The organism is Marinilabilia salmonicolor JCM 21150 (assembly GCF_000259075.1).
In the GTDB taxonomy this organism is placed as follows: Bacteria; Bacteroidota; Bacteroidia; order Bacteroidales; family Marinilabiliaceae; genus Marinilabilia; species Marinilabilia salmonicolor.
Window position 1 is genome coordinate 40,862 of sequence record NZ_AJKI01000003.1, and the last position, 18,572, is coordinate 59,433.

The following is an 18,572-nucleotide window of genomic DNA, read 5'->3' on the forward strand; positions in this document are numbered from 1 at the left end:
AAGTTAATTTGCGAAAACTATTTTGGTTTTTTCAGTTTTCGCCATACATTTGTTTCTCTCAAAATTACTGGATGGATATCAGAGAACGCATAATCACGGGAGCCGGTAAACTCTTTTATTCCAAAGGAATAAAACGGGTTACAATGGACGATATTTCCACAGAAATTGGTATGTCCAAGCGAACCATTTACGAAAATTTTCGCGATAAAACCGAAATACTCAGAGCAACGGTTGATTTCCTAAGCGATAAACACCGTCAGGAGGTGGATCAGATGCAGAGTGAGTCAGGGAATGTGATGGAGGTAATCATTAAAATTCTTCGTTACGGTTTGGAAAGCATCGATTTGGTTTCTCCGATGTATCTGGAGGATATGCAGAAATTCTTTCCCCGGATTTGGGAGGAGACCATTCAAAAAGGGCGGAAATCTGCTCAGAAACAATTACAGGATTTATTGGAACGAGGAAAAAAAGAGGGGCTTTTCAGGGCTGAAATTAATACCGGATTGGTTGCCCGTATTTTTTATGAGCAATTGAACCTGATTCACAGTAATGAAGCTTTCCCAATTGAGGAGTTTCCACGTAAGGAATTGTTTGAGAATATGTTTCTCAATTTTGCACGTGGAATATCTACCCGGAAAGGTGTGGAAGTGATGGAGGAACTGCTGGGAAGAGCCAGTTATTGATTCATTTTATGAAGTTATTAGCTTATAACTTCATGGTTTAAATAGTGTTTGTCCATAAAGTCCAACTTCTGCGTTGTTGCTCAAAATCTAAATCCTCAAATACATTAGTATTCTGCGGTTTAGATTTTTCACAAGCCTTGAATTTGAACTTTCTAGCTCAAACACATGAAAAACGCTTAGTTTATGGACAGCAACTAATTAGAAGATTTTTAAGACTTTATTAAGAGATTGAAAATATGATACAAACGAATTCATTAGGGAAAATTTTTCTTCTGCTTGTTCTTGCTCTGCTGATTTTTTCAGCAAAATCCGTAGCTCAGGAAGATGCCGGAAACGATACACTTTACCTTAACATTGGCGAAGCAGTGGAGATCGCATTGTCGGATAACCCGGGCATAAAAGTTGCCGACAAGGAAATCACCAAAGTGGATTACTCCCGTAAGGAGGCCTGGGCCGGATTAATTCCTTCGGTTTCTGCAGAGGGGAGCTATAACCGGAATGTGAAAAAACCGGTAATGTTTTTGTCTGAGGATATGGCTGCCGGTTTCGGTGGCAACACTACCATCGAGATTGGTTCGGACAACAGTTACTCAGGAGCCATCACAGCCGCCATGCCGTTGTTTAATATGTCACTTTTTCGCAATATTCAGATGACTGAGGTGCAAATGGAAAGCGCTCTTGAGTCGGCACGCCAGTCAAGAATAAATATGATTAGTGAGGTCAAAAAGGCTTACTTTAACTGCTTGTTGGCCAATGATTCCTACAATGTCATGAAACGCAGTATCCGTAATGCACAGGAGAATTATGAGAATATTAAACGTCTTTATGAACAGGGAGCTGCTGCCGAGTATGATGTGATTCGTTCCGAAGTACAGGTGCGTAATCTTGAACCGTCATTGACAGAAGCAAAGAACGGGCGTCAAGTATCCGTTTTGATGCTGAAGATTTTATTGGGACTGGAGCGGGATATGCCTGTTAAATTTGAGGAAGACTTGTTGACTTTTAATCTATTAATTGAATCCATGCCACCGGCACCCCAGCAGGATCTTTCAAACAACAGCGATATCAGGCAACTGGAGGTTCAGGAACTTCAACTGGACAAACAGTTTGATCTTACAAGGGCACAGCGTTTCCCGACGTTATCGGCTTTTGTCAATTTTCAGTATCAAACGCAGGCCAACCACTTCCGGTTTAATGAGTACGAATGGGCAAAACCGGTGGTTGCCGGCTTGCAGTTACAAGTCCCCATTTTCAGTGGGTTTTCTAAGCGTTATCAGGAAAAGCAGGTGGAAATTAGCATGGAACAACTCTCTTTTCAACGTGAAAATGTGGAAAGGCAGGTTTCTGTGGCTGTTCTCAATGCATATTCGCAAATGGAAGCTGCCGCTGAAAAGGTTGAGTCCGGAAAGGTGGGGGTAAAACAAGCTGAACGGGGCTATAAAATTGCCCGGACCCGCTACGAAACAGGCGTTGCTACATTGCTTGAACTGAATGATGCCGAGGTGGCACTTACTCAGTCACGACTTAATCTGAATCAGGCCCGTTTTGATTTTTTATCTGCCCGTGCAGAATATGAGAAACTTCTTGGCAATTCGTTGCCCGGGACAAAATGAATTTTATTAATAGCCTTGTATTGATAATTAGTAAACCAATAACTCATAATAAAAGAAGACATGAAAACCAGTGTGTTAAACAATAAAATCCTGTATTTATCCATCTTTTTATCATCTGTAGTTGCTTGTTCCGGGCCGGCAGAAGAACAAAATGATGATTCTGCCGAAGAAATAAAAAAAGTGGAAACAGCCTTTTCTGAAATCAGAGAAGTGGATCAAAAAATGACTTTAACCGGAAATGTGGAACCTGTTGAGCAAAATATTATTAGTCCATCCATGCAGTTGCGTATTCAGCAGATTTTTGTTGAGGTTGGAGACCCTGTTCGGAAGGGGCAATTGCTGGTGCAGATGGATCCCTCTCAACTGGTTCAGACCGAATTGCAATTGGCGCATCTTGAAAAGGAGTTTGCCCGACTCGATACGCTGCAAAAAGCCGGAAGTGTTTCTCAGCAACAGCTCGATCAGATGCGTACAGAGCTTGAAGTGACTCGTTCTGCATATGAAAATCTTAAAGAGAATACCCGGTTGGTTTCTCCGATTAACGGAATCGTTACAGCCCGAAATTTCGAAAACGGAGATATGTACTCCATGGCTACGGGGGCCGGTATTCTTACGGTAATGCAGATCAACCCTGTTCAGGTGGATGTTCATATTCCGGAGGCTTTTTTCCCGCTTGTAAAGAACGGAATGCCTGTTTCCATGGAACTGGATGTTTATCCGCAGACGGAGTTTGAGGGTGAAGTGTTTTTGAAATATCCTACCATTGATCCCAACACCCGGACTTTTACTGTGGAAACCAGATTTCCCAATCAGGAAGAGAAGATTCGCCCGGGTATGTTTGGTCGTGTGAATATGGTGTTTGAAACCCTGGAGCGGGTTACCGTGCCCGATTTGGCGGTTCAGCGCCAGCAGGGAACCAATGATAAGTTTGTTTTTGTGGTAGAGGATGGCAAAGTGATACGAAGAGTGGTGGATCTGGGACGACGAATTGATGATTTTTATGAAATTACCGAAGGGTTATCAGCAGGAGAAGAGGTGGTTGTAGCCGGTCATGCCGGATTGCTGGATCAAACGCCGGTGGAAGTTGTGAAGTAACCAGGAAGGATGACGGTGAATTGATAATCACAAAATATGTAGATAGTTCTGAGTCATCGTGGTGTCCTTTTTAATTGATTTATTAATCAGATAATTATCAGACAATGAGTATATACGAAAAGGCGGTTAAAAAGCCGATATCAGTAATTTTGATATTTGTCGGGGTAATCATCATGGGGATGTTTTCGCTTCGCTATCTTCCCATCGATCTCTATCCTGAAATTGATCCGCCCATTGTGAGCATTTTCACCTTCTATCAGGGTGCCAGTGCTGCAGATATTGAAACCAATGTTACCCGGATTCTGGAAGACAACCTAAATACCGTAAATAACCTTAAGGAGTTGACTTCCACATCAAAGGATAATACTTCTTTGGTGATGCTGGAGTTTGAGTGGGGGACCAACCTTGATGAGGCAACTAATGATATCAGAGATGCTTTGGGCAGGGTGGAATCATATCTTCCCGAAGGGGTTGAGAAGCCGATCATCTTCAAGTTCAGCACCAGTATGATTCCCATTATGCTGCTTTCTGCCACAGCGGAGGAAAGTTATCCTGCACTCACAAAGATCCTGGATGAAGGAATTGTGAATCCGCTCAACCGCATCGAAGGGGTTGGGGCCGTTTCTTTATCAGGAGGTCCCAAACGGGAGATACAGGTGAATGTGGATCCCCGGAAGATTGAGGCATACAACATGTCCGTGGAACAAATTGGAGCAGTAATCGGTCAGGAAAACATAAATCTTCCCGGAGGTAACCTTGATATTGGAAGTCATCGGTATCCTGTGAGAGTGGAGGGAGAATTCAAATCAAGTGATGAACTGAAACATCTGGTTCTGGGAAACTTCCAGGGGCGCATCATTCGTTTGTCTGACGTGGGTACTGTAAAAGATACGCTGGCCGAAACAACCATCGACGAACGCGCCAATGGTCGTGTGGGTGCACGTATTGTGATTCAGAAGCAATCGGGGGCCAATTCGGTGGAAATAGCTCAGGAGGTGCGGGACAGGTTGCCTGTGTTGATGAAGAATCTGCCACCGGATGTGGAGATTGAGACTATTTTTGATACCTCTGAGTTTATTGAAAACTCCATCAGTAGTCTTGCCAATACAGTGATGTACGCCGGTATCTTTGTGGTATTGGTAGTACTCTTTTTTCTTGGAAGATGGCGGGCTACCTTTATAATTATCCTAACCATTCCGGTCTCATTGATTGTATCATTTATCTATTTGTATGCTACGGGTAATACGCTGAATATTATCTCTTTATCATCTCTTTCGATTGCAATCGGAATGGTGGTGGATGATGCGATTGTGGTACTCGAAAATATAACCCACCACATTGAAAAGGGGAGTTCTCCCCGTGAAGCAGCCATTTACGGGACCAATGAGGTGGGATTGGCGGTTGTGGCAACCACCCTGACTGTTGTGGCAGTGTTTTTTCCTTTGACATTGGTTCAGGGGCTGAGTGGTATCATGTTTCGCCAGTTGGGAATGATTGTTACTTTGGTGGTGATTGTATCCACCATAGCTGCACTGACTCTTACACCGATGCTTTCTTCGCAAATGCTGCGACTGATGCCTCCCCGTAAAAAGGGAGTTGCCAAAGCTGTTTTCGGAACATTTGAGAAATTTCTGGTGTGGCTCGATAATATTTACGAGAAAACACTCGGCTTTGCCGTCAGACATCGTGTGATGGTGGTTATTGTTTCCGTAATCATCTTTGTTGCCAGTATTTCACTGGTTTCATTAGTGGGGACGGAGTTTATTCCACCCGCCGACAATGCACGGATTGAGGCAACTGTTGAGCTTCCCATGAGTTTACGGCTTGAGAAAACACAAAAAGTTGCCCGTGATCTTGAAAATATCTGGCAGGAGAAATACCCTGAGATAGAGGTGATTTCCACCAGTGCCGGTGTGGCAGACGAGGACAATATCTTTTCGGCCTTTGGAGAGAACGGGACCCATGTGATTAACTTCACCATGCGATTGTCCAACAGTTCGGAACGTGAAAGAGATATTTATCAGATAGGTGATTTGATGCGTCAGGATCTGGACAGCGTTACCTTACTGAAGGATTACACCGTTTCTCCGGGAGGTAGCGGAGGCGGTATGGGCAGTGGTGCCAGTACTGTTGAAGTTATTGTGTCCGGCTACAATATGGAGGAGACTGGAAGAGTGGCTGATCATTTTATGGAGAAATTGGAAAATATGGAGGGGCTTCGCGATATTGATATCAGTCGGGACGATCCCAAAATGGAATACCAGTTGGTGCTTGATCGCGAAAAACTGGGTATTTACGGACTCAATACAGCTACAGTTGCCAATGCCATGCGAAATCGCATCAACGGACTGATTGCGGCTCAATACAGGGAGGATGGTGATGAGTATGATGTGAGAGTTCGTTTTTCCGAGCCTTTCCGAGAGTCCATTGAGTCTGTCGAAAATATTCTGGTTTACAATACGCAGGGCGAGGCCATCCGGATTCGTGAAGTTGGAAGCGTGGAGGAATATATGGCACCACTTTCCATTGAGCGAAGAAACCGCCAACGGGTGATTACGGTAACCGGTTCGCTTTACGATGCTTCTATTACCGATGTGGTAAATGAGATAAACGCTGAAGTGGATCGGATGGATTTGCCACAGGGAGTAGGGATTGATATTGGCGGAACTGCAGAAGATCAGCAGGAATCGTTCGCCGATCTTGGCTTGTTGCTGGGTTTGATTATCATTCTGGTTTATATTGTGATGGCTTCCCAGTTTGAGTCGCTGCGTTCGCCGTTTATTATCATGCTTACCCTGCCGTTTGCTTTTACCGGAGTTTTTATTGCGCTCTTCATTACTGGTACTACGCTCAACCTTATTTCAATGATTGGAGGAGTGATGCTGGTTGGAATTGTTGTGAAAAATGGTATTGTTCTCATCGACTATATTAATTTGTTGCGCGACCGGGGAATGTCCCTTGTTCAGGCAGTGGTAGCCGGAGGTAAATCCAGATTGCGGCCGGTATTGATGACAACACTGACCACTATTCTGGGAATGTTGCCTCTGGCCATTGGTATTGGTGAAGGAGCCGAGATATGGCGTCCTATGGGTGTTGCCATTATCGGAGGACTGACAGTTTCCACGATGCTTACTTTGGTACTGATGCCTGTTGTTTACACCATGTTTGGTGCCAACCGCATGAAGAGTGAACGAAAACGAATTGCTAAACTGGAAGAGAGCATTTGATAGTTGAGGGTTCAGGGTTGAGAGATGAGAGATGAGAGATGAGAGATGAGAGATGAGGGGCATCGAACTCAGAACTCCGACCTCCGACCTAAACTCAGAACTCTCAACTCCGAACCCCGAACCCCAAACTCAAAACTCAAAAATCATTAAAATGAAGACAGTTTTTATTACATACAATCAGGCGCTTACCGAGAAAATAGAGCACATCCTGGATAAACTTGCCATTCGTGGTTATACCCGTTGGCCACAGGTGCAGGGAAGAGGTACCAAAGATGGGGAACCCCATCAGGGTACACATACCTGGCCGGCCATGAATGAGGCAATCATTACTGTTGTGGAAGAAGATCGTGTTGCCGGTCTGCTGGAACACCTGAATCACCTAAACGACAAGGCCGAAATGCAAGGGCTTAGAGCTTTTGTCTGGGAAGCAGAGATCGGGGTTTAAAAGGGTTGGTAGTTTATTAAGCGGACACCAATGATCACCATATAAAAAGCAGGATTCCTTCATCTTGAAGAAACCCTGCTTTTTTCTATTCTCTAAGTCCTATTCCCTAGTCTAAAACCTCCATCCCAATGTTACCGCCAGATGATGGTCTTTTGCAGTCATGTAGGCAGGAGAATAATTTTCATTTTTTGAAGTGTTTTCCGGGAAACGACCATTCTGTTGAAGAACACCGAAAAAGCTATCACTTACACTATACAGTGAATGAATATATGTTTCATAATTGTAGAGATATGCCACATCAATGGTCATATTTCCATTTCTGAAACCAATGCCACCCGTTACATTGTAATGCTCGCCATCTGCATTCAGCAGGTTTTTATCCTGTTTGTAAGGGTTCTGAAACATAGCGTAGCCACCCCGGAGTGACAACATTGGGGAAACACGGTATTCGGCTCCGAATCTCAGATTGTGGGTTGCCCGGAATAGTTCATTAATGGCGGTGTTGGTTGCATTAAACTGGGCTGTTTCGTTGATGTGGTTGTTTTTGCTGTTGTATTTCATGGATGAATAGTCGGTGTATTCATAATCAACGGATACCAACCCTTTGGTTCCTATGATATAGGCAAAACTACCAACGGCTTTAAGGGGGGTGCGGAAATTATAGGATATTTCGCCAAGATCAGAGGTTATCTCATAGTTGTCGGCATCGAAAAAATTTGCACGCGCTTTTGTGTCATATTCCGTTTTCATTGAATAGTATGTAGGGGTATGCAGCGATGCTCCAATACGAATGCTGTTAATGGGTTTGTAGATGGCACCAATTTTAAAATTGAGACCTGTCCCGGATGTCCGTTCATATTCGTCGAAGTAGAAATCATCCAGAATTTCAAATCCATTATCCAGTCTGTAATCAATATATGCGTTGTAAACTTCATCACTACCCTGTTCGTAGTGTTGGGTTTCAATTTTATTTTCAAGGGTAGCTATTCCCAGGCTGGCTCCCAGATAAAACTGATTGCTGAAGTTTGCACCAAAAGAGAAATCAAACAAGCCTGAATATCCAGATTCTGTCATCAGTTTCATTTGATTTAACCCGTTTTGAGGCCCTAATGCAATTGTTCCATCTTCTTTTACGTATTCGAATGCATTTAAATAATCATAATATTCGCTATTAGGCATTAACTCAGTTAATCTTGCATCGTAAGCAATACCTGTATAAAAATTATCTAATTGTTGTGGTGTAAAGTCAATACTATTTTCAACAAAGGCGTCAAGAAGTGATGATTCTCGTCCATCGGCCTGAATAAAACTTTTCCGGTTGTAATTATTAGTCCGGTTATAACCGATTGCAAAATGAGTGCTGACCAGTCCGGTTTCCACCTCTCTCATCAATCTGGAAGTGCCCACGTAAGAAACCTGATTAATGGGAACACTAAACTTATCATCTGTGGAAAGATTACCGTAATAGTTGCTTTCAGTTTGTCCGAAAACCAGAGAGGGGGTAAACGAGAATTCACTGCTTCGATAAACGGCAATACCTGCCGGGTTGATGCTAATGGCAGAGTAATCACCACCAAGGGCTCCCATAGCTCCTCCCAATCCTATGCTTCGCGCTGTTCCCGTGGGGTTCTGAGTTGAAAAACGCAAAGCATGGTCTTCTGTCTGTGCATTAATGGAGGTGTTTATCAGCAATAATGCGGTTGCCAAATATAAATATTTTGTCATATCCATAGGGTTTGAAAGATTCTCACGCAAATTATTTGATAATTTGCGTGAGAAAAGATTATGAAACAAGGATGCCACTTTTTATCGCCTTCCGCTGCGCACAGTACTTCCACTGCTGGAACCACTGCTGCTTCTTGAACCTGACGAGGTAGAGCTGCTTCCTGAATAGGACGATCTGCTTGAGCTGCTGCTTGATCTGCTTGGCGTATAGCTACTGTTAGATGAAGAGCTGCGCTGGGCAGGAGTGTAGCTGCTTCTTTGAACATTGGATCGTTGCTGTGTACTGCTACCACTGTTGTATGTTCTTGTGGGCGTGGACACTGATCTCTGTTGTGTTGAACTTCCGGCTTTCAAAGAGCTCTCGGTACGTGTCCTTGTGTTGGTCCCGGTTGGACGAGTGTATGTACTTGTCCGGTTGTAGGATGGTTTTGAAGCGTTTTCCGGTTGACTATAGGTTGGGGCTGAACTCCTTCTTGTTCTGGATTGAACGGTTCCGGATGACGCACCTGTACTCCTATAGCGGGTAACACTTCTGTCCTGAGTGTTTTGTCCGTCAGACTTAAGTGTGGCAGTTCCTCTGATAACTCTTTGTGTATTCCGGTCAGGATTGGTAACTGTCGTACTTCCGTTGGAGTTACGAATAATTCTCGTACCACTATCGGTTGTTCTGACGACACGTTCTTCACCTGTGCTACCCGTACGCTTAAGCGGAGTATAAGCACCACCTGACGAGGTGTTGGAATATCTGGTGTTGGTTCCCATTGATGGTTTTATACCACGTTCCACATTTCTGTAATCTTTTTTACTGTTATGGCTGTAATACCCGTGGTTGTAATAGGGTTGATGCCAATAACTGTAATATGATCTGTGGTAGTAGGGACGATGATGGTAACCCCACCCGTAATAATAAGGGTCATAAAACGGATCGTAATAACCATATCCATACCAGGAGTTGTAGGACGGATATCCCCAGGAGCTGTATCCAAACGACATGCTCCATGGACTTGACCAACGGTTGAAGCGATAGGTGTCGTACCAACGATTGCTCCAGGTAGGAAATGCATAGGCATAGTTTCCATCCACATAAACATTCCAGTCAGGGTCGTTAAAATAGACAAACTGGTTGTAGAGTGGTGAATAATATGGTATGCGATTGAAAGGGCCGTGGAATCGAATCAGCCTTTCAGCATAATCACGATCCATGCTGCTTCCATCGAAACCGTCCACCCAATACCCGGTTTCATCATTGTAATAAATCAGGGTATCTACTTCTTGCGCCTGTTCATCAGACAAAACAGTTGCATATTTTTCCTGAATTTCAGAGAAATCACGAACATCTTCCTGTTGACGGGCAATGCTACTGTTTTCATATTCCCGAATCTGGCGGTCTTCTTCTCTTCTTGCTTGTTTCAGTTCCTCTTTGGCAATGGAAGGCACCGGAGCAAATGCCTGCTCACGGGTTTCCTGTGTCATGTCCGGTGCATAGTAAATATCATCATAATATACTCCGGTTGATGCCATTTGGCCGGTAGTTGTGCATCCACCTGCCACTATCAGCAAAACAGCTGCGGTTGTTGTTAATAATAAGTTTTTCATAAGGCATCCTCCTGTTTTGTTTCTGTTTTTTATGGAGCAAAATCTATACCAAAACGTCGTTTTTTTGTGTGAGTGTTAAAAAATGTTTTGTTCTTTTGTGATAAGCTCCATTTTTTTACGCTTTGTCCTTCTTGTTGGACAGTACCGGGGTGTTTAGGTTTACCGGTCATACAAAAAGGCCGGCAAGCATTGTAGTTGCCAGTCCTCCAACTGCAATGATGGATTCCATTACTGTCCAGGATTGTAATGTTTGTTTTTCATTCATACGCAGATATTTACCTACCAGCCAAAAGCCACTGTCGTTGACATGTGACAAAAGGGTTGCTCCTGATGCAATGGCTAATACCACCAGTGCCCGATGGGGATCGGTGAGATCCATTTCCTGTATCAGTGGTGCCATGATTCCGGCAGCAGTAATCATTGCTACGGTGGCAGATCCCTGGGTTACTCTTACTATGGCTGCCAAAAGCCATGCCAGAAAAATGGGAGGAAGAGAGGAACCGGCCATCGATTCAGCCAGTATTTTTCCAATTCCGCTGTCCACCAGTACTTCCTTAAATACACCGCCTGCTCCTGTTATTAAAATGATGATACCTGCCGGCCCCAGTGCTTTGGTGCTGAGTTCAAGAACTTTATTTTTGGAAATCCCCCTGCGAAGACATAAAAAGTATATGGCCAGTAACGTAGCAATAATTAAGGCAGTGAAGGGATGCCCCAGGAATCGGATGGTATCAGTGAGTGCCGTTTTATTCAATATTTGCTGATCAACCAGAACGTCAGAAAGTGTGTTTAATAAAATCAGGAATAGCGGAACCCCTATTAAAAGGGCAATCAATCTGAAAGAAGGCGGCTTTTGCGTTGTTTCTTCCGGAGTTTTCTCAAAAACAGGGTCTTTATTCTCTTCTGGGGGTGAAACCATTATTTTTTTGGAGATATATCTGCCCCAAACCGGCCCTGCAAGAATTGCCACCGGAAATCCCAGGATAACTCCGAATAGAATGACCCACCCCAATTGAACATTAATGATTTCTGCTACAGCCACCGGCCCCGGTGTTGGCGGTATGAAACTGTGGGTTACAGCCAGACCGGCCAATAAGGGGATTCCGTAATACAATAATGATTTTTTGGTGTCACGAGCCATGGCATAAATGATGGGAACTAAAATGATGAATCCCACATCGAAGAACACAGGGATGGCTACGATGAACCCTGTTAGAACCATTGCTGAAGGGGCCCGTTTTTCTCCAAATTTTTTAATTAGAGAATGGGCAAGGGCCACCGCACCACCGGAACTTTCCAGCATTTGCCCGAAAATGGCCCCCAAACCGACGACTGTGGCTACAAAGCCCAGTGTTCCTCCCATTCCATTCTGAATGCTGCTGATGACTGCCTGCGGAGGCATGCCCGATAGCAACCCCACGTAGATGGAGACCATCAACAGGGATATGAAAGCACTGATTTTTAGCTTCAGAACAAGAAACAGAAGAACTGCTACCGCGGAAACTACAATAAAGATAATGTAGGGTGTTGACATTGTAGGTTGTTTTAGCCTGCTATATTGTTTTATGTATAAAGCAGGTTAGATTTTATGTAGAATATAAATCTGCGTAAACATCAACTATTTCTGCAAATTGCAGTCGTAAAATAACAAAAAGTTTACCCATTTTTATTATTTTCGTGGCGCTTTCCGAAGCATTAGATTCTTATGGTTTCATTCTCAGTAAAATGGGATGTTTAAGGAATTTGAGAAGTTTTGGTTGAATCGTGTTTGAAAAAGTCAGTAGGGAATAGTTCTAATGCACTTAAATAGTGTTGTTTATATGTTTTTTCAGTTGTTTTGGTTATATCGAAATTTGAAATTCAATTAATCACTACTGACTACTGACTAACATCTAATTATCTAAATAATAGTCATGGCAAAAGTTTTGACCCCAAGAAGTGAGAGTTATGCGCAGTGGTACAACGACCTGGTAATTAAAGCCGGACTGGCAGAGAATTCTGCTGTTCGCGGGTGTATGGTTATCAAGCCCTATGGTTATGCAATTTGGGAAAAAATGCAGCGGGTGCTGGATGACAAGTTTAAAGAAACCGGTCATCAGAATGCTTATTTCCCGTTGTTTATTCCAAAATCTTTTTTTAGTAAAGAGGCTGATCACGTAGAGGGATTTGCCAAGGAGTGTGCCGTGGTAACTCATTATCGTTTGAAAAATAATCCTGATGGCACCGGTGTTGTGGTGGATCCTGATGCCAAACTGGAAGAGGAGTATATTGTTCGTCCAACTTCAGAAACCATTATATGGAATACCTATAAGGATTGGATACAATCGTACCGCGATTTGCCTATCAAAATAAACCAGTGGGCCAATGTGGTTCGCTGGGAGATGCGTACCCGTTTGTTTTTACGTACTGCCGAGTTTCTCTGGCAGGAGGGGCATACAGCACATGCCAAAAAAGAGGAGGCTATTGAGGAAGCTGAAACAATGCTGAAGGTATATGCCGATTTTGCTGAAAATTATATGGCTATGCCTGTCGTTCAGGGATATAAGACTGCCAGTGAACGTTTTGCCGGTGCTGTAGAGACTTTAACGATTGAAGCTTTGATGCAGGATGGAAAGGCTTTGCAGTCAGGAACCTCACATTTTCTTGGTCAGAACTTCGCAAAGGTTTTTGATGTTAAATATCAGAGCAAAGAAGGAAAAGAGGAATTTGTCTGGGCTACTTCCTGGGGTGTTTCGACTCGTTTGATGGGGGCCCTTATTATGGCCCACTCCGATGATAACGGGCTGGTACTTCCTCCTAAACTTGCACCCATTCAGGTGGTTATTGTGCCTATATATAGAAAGGAAGAAGAGCTGAAGCAGGTGGTGGACAAAGCTGATGAAATTGCTGCCGCTCTTAAGAAATTCGGCATTTCTGTGAAGGTGGATGATGACGACAATCACAAGCCGGGATGGAAGTTTGCTCAGTACGAATTGCAAGGGGTACCTTTGCGTATTGCCATTGGCCCCCGGGACCTGCAAAACGGAACAGTGGAACTTGCTCGCAGGGATACGTTGACTAAGGAGGTGGTTGCTGTAGATGGTCTGGAAAATCATATTAATAAGTTGCTGGAGGAGATCCAGAACAGTATTTATCAGCGAGCCATTGACTTCAGAAAAGAAAATACCCGTACAGTAGAGTCTTATGAGGAATTTAAGAAAGTCCTCGACGAAAAAGGTGGTTTCATTATGGCCCATTGGGATGGTACGGAAGAGACAGAGGAGAAAATCAAGCAGGAGACGAAGGCCACGGTGCGGTGTATTCCCATTGATGGTCCTAAAGAACCCGGAAAGTGTATGGTGACGGGCAAACCATCCGAAAGAATGGTTGTTTTTGCACGTGCCTATTAATTTGAAGAATAGTAACAAAATTATTAAAAGCCTGGACCTTGATTGTTCAGGCTTTTTTTTTAGCCTAAACCTCAGCCTCAACCTCAACCTAAGTCTCTCTTAATATTATGACTTCCCTCAATACAGAGTTCATCTTATTTTTTTATCTTGCAAACAACAAATAAAAACTGATATTATGACTTCTATAGTTGACAGATTTATCAAATACACCCAAATCGACACGCAGTCGGATCCCGATACAGGCCTGACTCCCAGTACGCCTGGACAGATGCTTTTTTCACGTGAATTGGCTGAAGAACTCAAAACCATCGGGCTGGAAGATGTGGAGCTTGATGACAATGGATATATCATGGCCACCATACCATCCAATATTGAAGAGGATGTTCCTGTGGTAGGTTTTATAGCTCATGTGGATACGAGTCCTGATTTTTCAGGAAAAAACGTATCTCCAAAAATTGTTGAAGAGTATGATGGCGGTGAAATTGTGCTTGATGCGGGGAATAATATTTCATTAAAGCCTTCTGAATTTCCGGAACTGAAACAATATATCGGACAAAAAATTATCACTACCGATGGTAGTACGCTTCTGGGGGCTGATGATAAAGCAGGGGTTGTCGCCATAGTTTCGGCTATGGAATACCTGATTAAGCATCCGGAGATTAAACATGGAAAAATCAGAGTTGGTTTTACACCGGATGAGGAGATTGGTGAAGGAGCAGATTTGTTTAACGTGGAGAAATTTGGAGCTGAATTTGCTTATACCATTGATGGAGGAGAGATAGGAGAGTTGGAATTTGAAAATTTCAATGCTGCTATGGCCAAAGTCACAGCTCATGGTCGTAATGTACATCCCGGTTACGCCCGAGGCAAGATGCGGAATTCTATCCGGATTGCCAATCAGTTGATTGCAATGTTACCCCGCCATGAAACGCCTGAACATTCTGATGGGTATGAGGGTTTTTATCATTTGATGTCTTTTAACGGAGATGTTGAAAAAACGGAAATGCAGTTTCTTATTCGTGATTTTAAACGTGATCGTTTCGAAGATCGGAAGAAAGAGATGGAGCACCTTGTTCGGAAGGTAAATCATGAATTTGGAGAAGGTGCCATGGAACTGGACATTAGAGATCAGTACTACAATATGCGGGAAAAGATTGAGCCCGTAAAATATATTGTTGATCTGGCTGAACAGGCAATGAAGGATGCCGGGGTTGTTCCTAAAATAAAGCCCATCAGAGGAGGAACCGATGGTGCGCGACTGGCTTTTATGGGGTTGCCCACACCAAATATCTTTGCCGGAGGACATAATTTCCATGGGCGCTTTGAGTTTCTGCCTGTTCCATCGCTTGAAAAAGCTATGGAGGTGATACTTAAGATTGCAGAGCTGGTGCCTTCGGTAAAAAAAGTGTAAATTGGATTTATGAAGAGATTGATTTTAGTAAGACATGCCAAGACTGAACCGCTGACTGATGCGGAAAATGATTTTTCTCGTCAGCTGAAAAAGCGGGGACATAAGGATGCAAGAATGATTGCTGATCATCTGATTGGTAAAAGTCTGGTGCCGGAGGTTGTTATTTCGAGTCCGGCCCGGCGTGCCTTGCAAACCGCCCGAATTATGGCAGGCTCGTTCAGTATTCCTGAAGCAGATATTCAGGAGGTGCCGTTTGTTTATGACGGGTTTGCATTGGATGAACTTGTAAGTAAGATTGCCGAACTTTCGGGAGATAAGGATTCTGTGATGGTGGTGGGGCACAATCCCGACATTGCTTTGATGGCCATCCAGTTTGCCGGGGATAATTTTTTCCATTTTCCTACTTCAGCTACTGCAGTTATCGGTTTCTCTGTTTCTGAATGGAATCAGATAAAGGCAGGAGCGGGAAGAACGGAAATGTTTGTTTATCCGAAGGAATTGAAAGGGAAAAAGGAGTAAAGCATAAGCCCCCGCATTATTACCGGGGGCTTTTTATTTTTTGTCAAAAAGATATATCAGGCCAAAACCTCAGAACTCAAACCTTTCATCTGTGAATCCCAAACTTTTTTACTGTCTGAGCAGTTTGCTCATCAGCTTATTCTTATTTACCAGGTTCTCGGGCATCAATTCGGGGGCACTGGTTCTTACAGGGCATATGTCAATGCCTCCACGCCGTGTATAGATGCAGGATACCATCAATTCTTCAGGTGAAAACTTGTCCCACAAGCGTTTGTAAATCATTTCACAGATCTCTTCGTGAAAATGATTTTCATTGCGGATGGAAACAATATATTGCAAAAGGGCCGGTCTGTCGGGTATGTTTCTTCCTTTCAGATGAATGAATGCACTTCCCCAATCGGGTTGAAAGGTTACTTTGCAGTTGCTGCGGAGCAGATGAGTGGAAACGTTTATTTCTTTTTCCTGATTGTTTCTGTCTTCTTTTAATAATTCCGGATCTTCATGAAATATTGAAAACTCAGTGTTTTCAACTTCCGGTTGTTCTTCCAAAATTTCATAATCCGTAAAATCGGCTTTTGACGATTCTTCTTTTGAAAAAAAGGAGACTTCTACTTTGGTTTCCAGGAGTTTCTCCAAATCGTCTTTTATGGTTTGAAGTACCATCTCTGTTCCTTCGGCGGATCTGTTTCCAAATCGTTCCATATTAAACGAATTCAGATACAGCTTTAATGATTTGCTTTCCACAATATTAGGGCTGTCGGATGGATAGATGATTTTTAGTAATCCCGCCACCGGCATTCCCTTTTGAGTAAGAAAACTCAGTTCGTACGCATGCCATACATCCATGCCAGTGAAAGGAAGGCTGTGCTCTTCCAGACCGTATATTTTCCTGTTAAGCACGCGTGGCACTGGTACAAGTACTTCCGGGGCATATTGTTTTGGGTACTTGGTGGCTTTTCCCAGATATTTGGCTTCGTTGTTCATATCGATAGTTCGTTAAAAAAAACATAAACGCAAAGACGCAAGGACGCAAAGTTTTTATTAAAAGTGATTTGTTTGTTGTGGTTTGTATAAATAAGAAATTATCAAATACTACTAAAAGATAACGGAAGTACTGTCATATTTCTTCGATTATTAAAGAGGAAAGAGGCGATAATATTATACCCCCGCTTTAGGCCCAAATAAATCGATGTGTAAGCGTGGGGCATAGCGCCATCCGTTGGTGATGGCCATTTCTGCTACCATGGCAGAGGTGGCTTTTAACTCTTCGGGAGTGGCCCCCAGTGGCATCAGGAGAATATCGGCCGGATTCCAGTTTTGAAGGTGATCCAGAAATTCTTCCTTTATTTCCAGGTAATCGTTGGGTTGACCCACCACAAATTTAAGCTGTAATTCCTTGTCTGAAGCATTACAAAAGTCAATGTACTTCTGGAGTACCTCAATATTTCTTCGTTTCTCGGCATGATAAGTCAGCGGTCCGTTGGGCTTCAATCCGTAGGCAGCCAGTTTTTGGGCTGAAGGATTGGAGTTCTTCAGTTTGGGGGAAATACTGAACAGATCGATGTGTTGGGCCACGTCTTCAGCAAATATTGTTCCGTTGGTTTCAATGCTTAAATGTAGCTGTAATTCTTCCTTGAGGCGTTCGGAAAGCATTGCAAGGTGTCTGTGCTGGAGCATTGGTTCTCCTCCTGTCAGAACTACGTGGTTGAGGTTTCCGATATTGTGTTGTACCAAAGCAAAGATGTCCTCCTGATCTAACTGGAGTTCCTGTTCTGCTTCAAATGAGGCATACGGAGTATCGCAGCGGCACAATGAGCCGTCAGGAAGTGACCACATACAACGCAGATTGCATCCGGCAAGTCTGATGAATAATGAAGGAACCCCTGCCAGTTTGCCTTCGCCCTGTATGGTGCCGGAGGTTTTCATTCCTGTGGCAGGTACCGATTTTAACGGATTGCCATGTTTATCCTTAGTTATGGGGAAAACGCCCTCGTTGGCCAGTACTATCTTGCTCATCGTGTAAGTGCTTTATCTTCCACCCCGGCTTCTTCAAAGGCTTTGGCCCTCAGAAGACAGCTGTCGCAGGTTCCACAAGGCTTTTCACCACCCCGGTAACAACTCCAGGTCAACTCAAAGGGGACGCCCAGTTCCCTGCCTATTTGTATTTCCTCAGCTTTGGTTTTGTGCACAAACGGGGCATGAATCCGGATGGGGCGATTTTGTTCAGCTCCCATTACCGTACCTTTGTTTACTGCGTTTTCCATGGCTTCGATGAATTCCTGGCGACAATCTACGTAGCCGGAATAGTCCACCTGACTGACTCCGATAAAGATTTCTGTAGCCTGAATCGCTTCGGCGTACGAAGCGGCAACAGACAAAAATACCATATTTCTGGCAGGTACGTAGGTGACAGGAATGTCCTGACGTTTTACGTCGCCGTTTTCCACCTCCATTGACTTGTCGGTAAGGGAAGAACCTCCCCACTGATCCAGCTTCAGGGAAACTACCTGATGAGCTGCAACACCGGCTTCTTGTGCAATGGCTTTGGCCGCATGTAACTCACGATCGTGACGTTGACCATAGTCAAACGACAGGGCGTGGATTTCAAAGTCACGGGACTTAGCCAGGTAGAGGGCAACAGCACTGTCTAAACCTCCTGATAATAAAACAACTGCTCGTTTCATTGATTGATAATGTTTTTTACAAATAAGGTGCAACCAACCATTTGGTCAGTGAAACCAATTTGCTTTTCCTGAAAAAACATTGGGGAATGGAAGAACCGGAGAGAAATCTCCTGCAAAAGCACACTTTCCGGTCAATTTTGAGATGACAAAAGCCGGAAAATCAGCATTTACGCACATGCAGTCCA

14 protein-coding genes are annotated in these 18,572 nt (G+C 43.7%); 8 read left to right on the plus strand and 6 right to left on the minus strand.

Annotated elements, in window-relative coordinates:
- Positions 1-71: 71 nt before the first annotated feature.
- The 5 genes from W7W_RS0103620 (at position 72) to W7W_RS0103640 (ending at position 7,063) form a co-directional block, all read left to right on the plus strand.
- Positions 72-683 carry a TetR/AcrR family transcriptional regulator gene (locus tag W7W_RS0103620; protein WP_010662480.1) on the plus strand — a complete coding sequence of 204 codons (612 nt, stop codon included), beginning with the start codon at positions 72-74 and terminating at the stop codon, positions 681-683.
- A gap of 236 nt (positions 684-919) precedes the next feature.
- The gene (locus W7W_RS0103625; RefSeq protein ID WP_010662481.1) at positions 920-2,296 is read left to right on the plus strand and encodes a TolC family protein; all 1,377 of its coding nucleotides are present in this window, start codon (positions 920-922) and stop codon (positions 2,294-2,296) included.
- 60 nt (positions 2,297-2,356) lie between these two features.
- Positions 2,357-3,391 (plus strand): efflux RND transporter periplasmic adaptor subunit, encoded by a 1,035-nt coding sequence (locus W7W_RS0103630; protein WP_010662482.1) that lies wholly within the window; start codon positions 2,357-2,359, stop codon positions 3,389-3,391.
- A gap of 104 nt (positions 3,392-3,495) precedes the next feature.
- Entirely contained in the window at positions 3,496-6,618 is a 3,123-nt protein-coding gene (locus W7W_RS0103635) for an efflux RND transporter permease subunit (RefSeq protein WP_010662483.1), read from the plus strand.
- 151 nt (positions 6,619-6,769) lie between these two features.
- Positions 6,770-7,063 carry a PG0541 family transporter-associated protein gene (locus W7W_RS0103640; protein WP_010662484.1) on the plus strand — a complete coding sequence of 98 codons (294 nt, stop codon included), beginning with the start codon at positions 6,770-6,772 and terminating at the stop codon, positions 7,061-7,063.
- Positions 7,064-7,174: 111 nt separating this feature from the next.
- On the opposite strand, the gene W7W_RS0103645 is transcribed toward W7W_RS0103640, so the two are convergent.
- The 3 genes from W7W_RS0103645 to W7W_RS0103655 form a co-directional block, all read right to left on the minus strand.
- The gene (locus W7W_RS0103645) at positions 7,175-8,788 is read right to left on the minus strand and encodes an OmpP1/FadL family transporter (RefSeq protein ID WP_238532124.1); all 1,614 of its coding nucleotides are present in this window, start codon (positions 8,786-8,788) and stop codon (positions 7,175-7,177) included.
- 81 nt (positions 8,789-8,869) lie between these two features.
- Positions 8,870-10,384, minus strand: a complete 1,515-nt coding sequence (locus tag W7W_RS0103650; RefSeq protein ID WP_010662486.1) for a hypothetical protein — start codon at positions 10,382-10,384, stop codon at positions 8,870-8,872.
- Between the two features lie 166 nt (positions 10,385-10,550).
- Positions 10,551-11,918: a GntP family permease gene (locus W7W_RS0103655; RefSeq protein ID WP_010662487.1), complete on the minus strand. Its 1,368-nt coding sequence runs from the start codon at positions 11,916-11,918 to the stop codon at positions 10,551-10,553.
- Between the two features lie 379 nt (positions 11,919-12,297).
- Between W7W_RS0103655 and proS the strand changes: the two genes are divergently transcribed.
- From proS to W7W_RS0103670, 3 genes are all read left to right on the plus strand, one after another.
- Positions 12,298-13,773, plus strand: coding sequence for a proline--tRNA ligase (proS, locus tag W7W_RS0103660; protein WP_010662488.1), 1,476 nt, complete (start codon positions 12,298-12,300; stop codon positions 13,771-13,773).
- A gap of 175 nt (positions 13,774-13,948) precedes the next feature.
- On the plus strand, positions 13,949-15,184 hold the full coding sequence (pepT, locus tag W7W_RS0103665; protein WP_010662489.1) for a peptidase T: 1,236 nt from the start codon (positions 13,949-13,951) through the stop codon (positions 15,182-15,184).
- Positions 15,185-15,193: 9 nt separating this feature from the next.
- A complete protein-coding gene (locus tag W7W_RS0103670) occupies positions 15,194-15,703 on the plus strand; it encodes a SixA phosphatase family protein (protein WP_010662490.1) in 510 nt (169 codons plus the stop codon).
- A gap of 108 nt (positions 15,704-15,811) precedes the next feature.
- On the opposite strand, the gene W7W_RS0103675 is transcribed toward W7W_RS0103670, so the two are convergent.
- The 3 genes from W7W_RS0103675 to queC all read right to left on the minus strand — a co-directional run bounded on the left by W7W_RS0103675 (position 15,812) and on the right by queC (position 18,420).
- Entirely contained in the window at positions 15,812-16,687 is an 876-nt protein-coding gene (locus tag W7W_RS0103675; RefSeq protein WP_010662491.1) for an NADPH-dependent 7-cyano-7-deazaguanine reductase QueF, read from the minus strand.
- A gap of 174 nt (positions 16,688-16,861) precedes the next feature.
- Complete coding sequence (locus W7W_RS0103680) at positions 16,862-17,719, minus strand: 7-carboxy-7-deazaguanine synthase QueE (RefSeq protein WP_010662492.1); 858 nt, start codon at positions 17,717-17,719, stop codon at positions 16,862-16,864.
- Positions 17,716-18,420: a 7-cyano-7-deazaguanine synthase QueC gene (gene queC / locus W7W_RS0103685; RefSeq protein WP_262492824.1), complete on the minus strand. Its 705-nt coding sequence runs from the start codon at positions 18,418-18,420 to the stop codon at positions 17,716-17,718. Before queC ends, W7W_RS0103680 begins: the two co-directional genes overlap by 4 nt.
- Positions 18,421-18,572 lie beyond the last annotated feature (152 nt).

Bases quoted from the DNA above. Each gene is read 5' to 3' on its own strand.
- W7W_RS0103655 (WP_010662487.1), bottom strand. From the start codon at position 11,918: ATGTCAACACCCTACATTATCTTTATTGTAGTTTCCGCGGTAGCAGTT.
- W7W_RS0103645 (WP_238532124.1), bottom strand. From the start codon at position 8,788: ATGACAAAATATTTATATTTGGCAACCGCATTATTGCTGATAAACACC.
- pepT (WP_010662489.1), top strand. From the start codon at position 13,949: ATGACTTCTATAGTTGACAGATTTATCAAATACACCCAAATCGACACG.
- W7W_RS0103670 (WP_010662490.1), top strand. From the start codon at position 15,194: ATGAAGAGATTGATTTTAGTAAGACATGCCAAGACTGAACCGCTGACT.
- W7W_RS0103680 (WP_010662492.1), bottom strand. From the start codon at position 17,719: ATGAGCAAGATAGTACTGGCCAACGAGGGCGTTTTCCCCATAACTAAG.
- W7W_RS0103625 (WP_010662481.1), top strand. From the start codon at position 920: ATGATACAAACGAATTCATTAGGGAAAATTTTTCTTCTGCTTGTTCTT.
- W7W_RS0103635 (WP_010662483.1), top strand. From the start codon at position 3,496: ATGAGTATATACGAAAAGGCGGTTAAAAAGCCGATATCAGTAATTTTG.
- W7W_RS0103650 (WP_010662486.1), bottom strand. From the start codon at position 10,384: ATGAAAAACTTATTATTAACAACAACCGCAGCTGTTTTGCTGATAGTG.
- W7W_RS0103640 (WP_010662484.1), top strand. From the start codon at position 6,770: ATGAAGACAGTTTTTATTACATACAATCAGGCGCTTACCGAGAAAATA.
- proS (WP_010662488.1), top strand. From the start codon at position 12,298: ATGGCAAAAGTTTTGACCCCAAGAAGTGAGAGTTATGCGCAGTGGTAC.
- W7W_RS0103620 (WP_010662480.1), top strand. From the start codon at position 72: ATGGATATCAGAGAACGCATAATCACGGGAGCCGGTAAACTCTTTTAT.
- W7W_RS0103630 (WP_010662482.1), top strand. From the start codon at position 2,357: ATGAAAACCAGTGTGTTAAACAATAAAATCCTGTATTTATCCATCTTT.
- W7W_RS0103675 (WP_010662491.1), bottom strand. From the start codon at position 16,687: ATGAACAACGAAGCCAAATATCTGGGAAAAGCCACCAAGTACCCAAAA.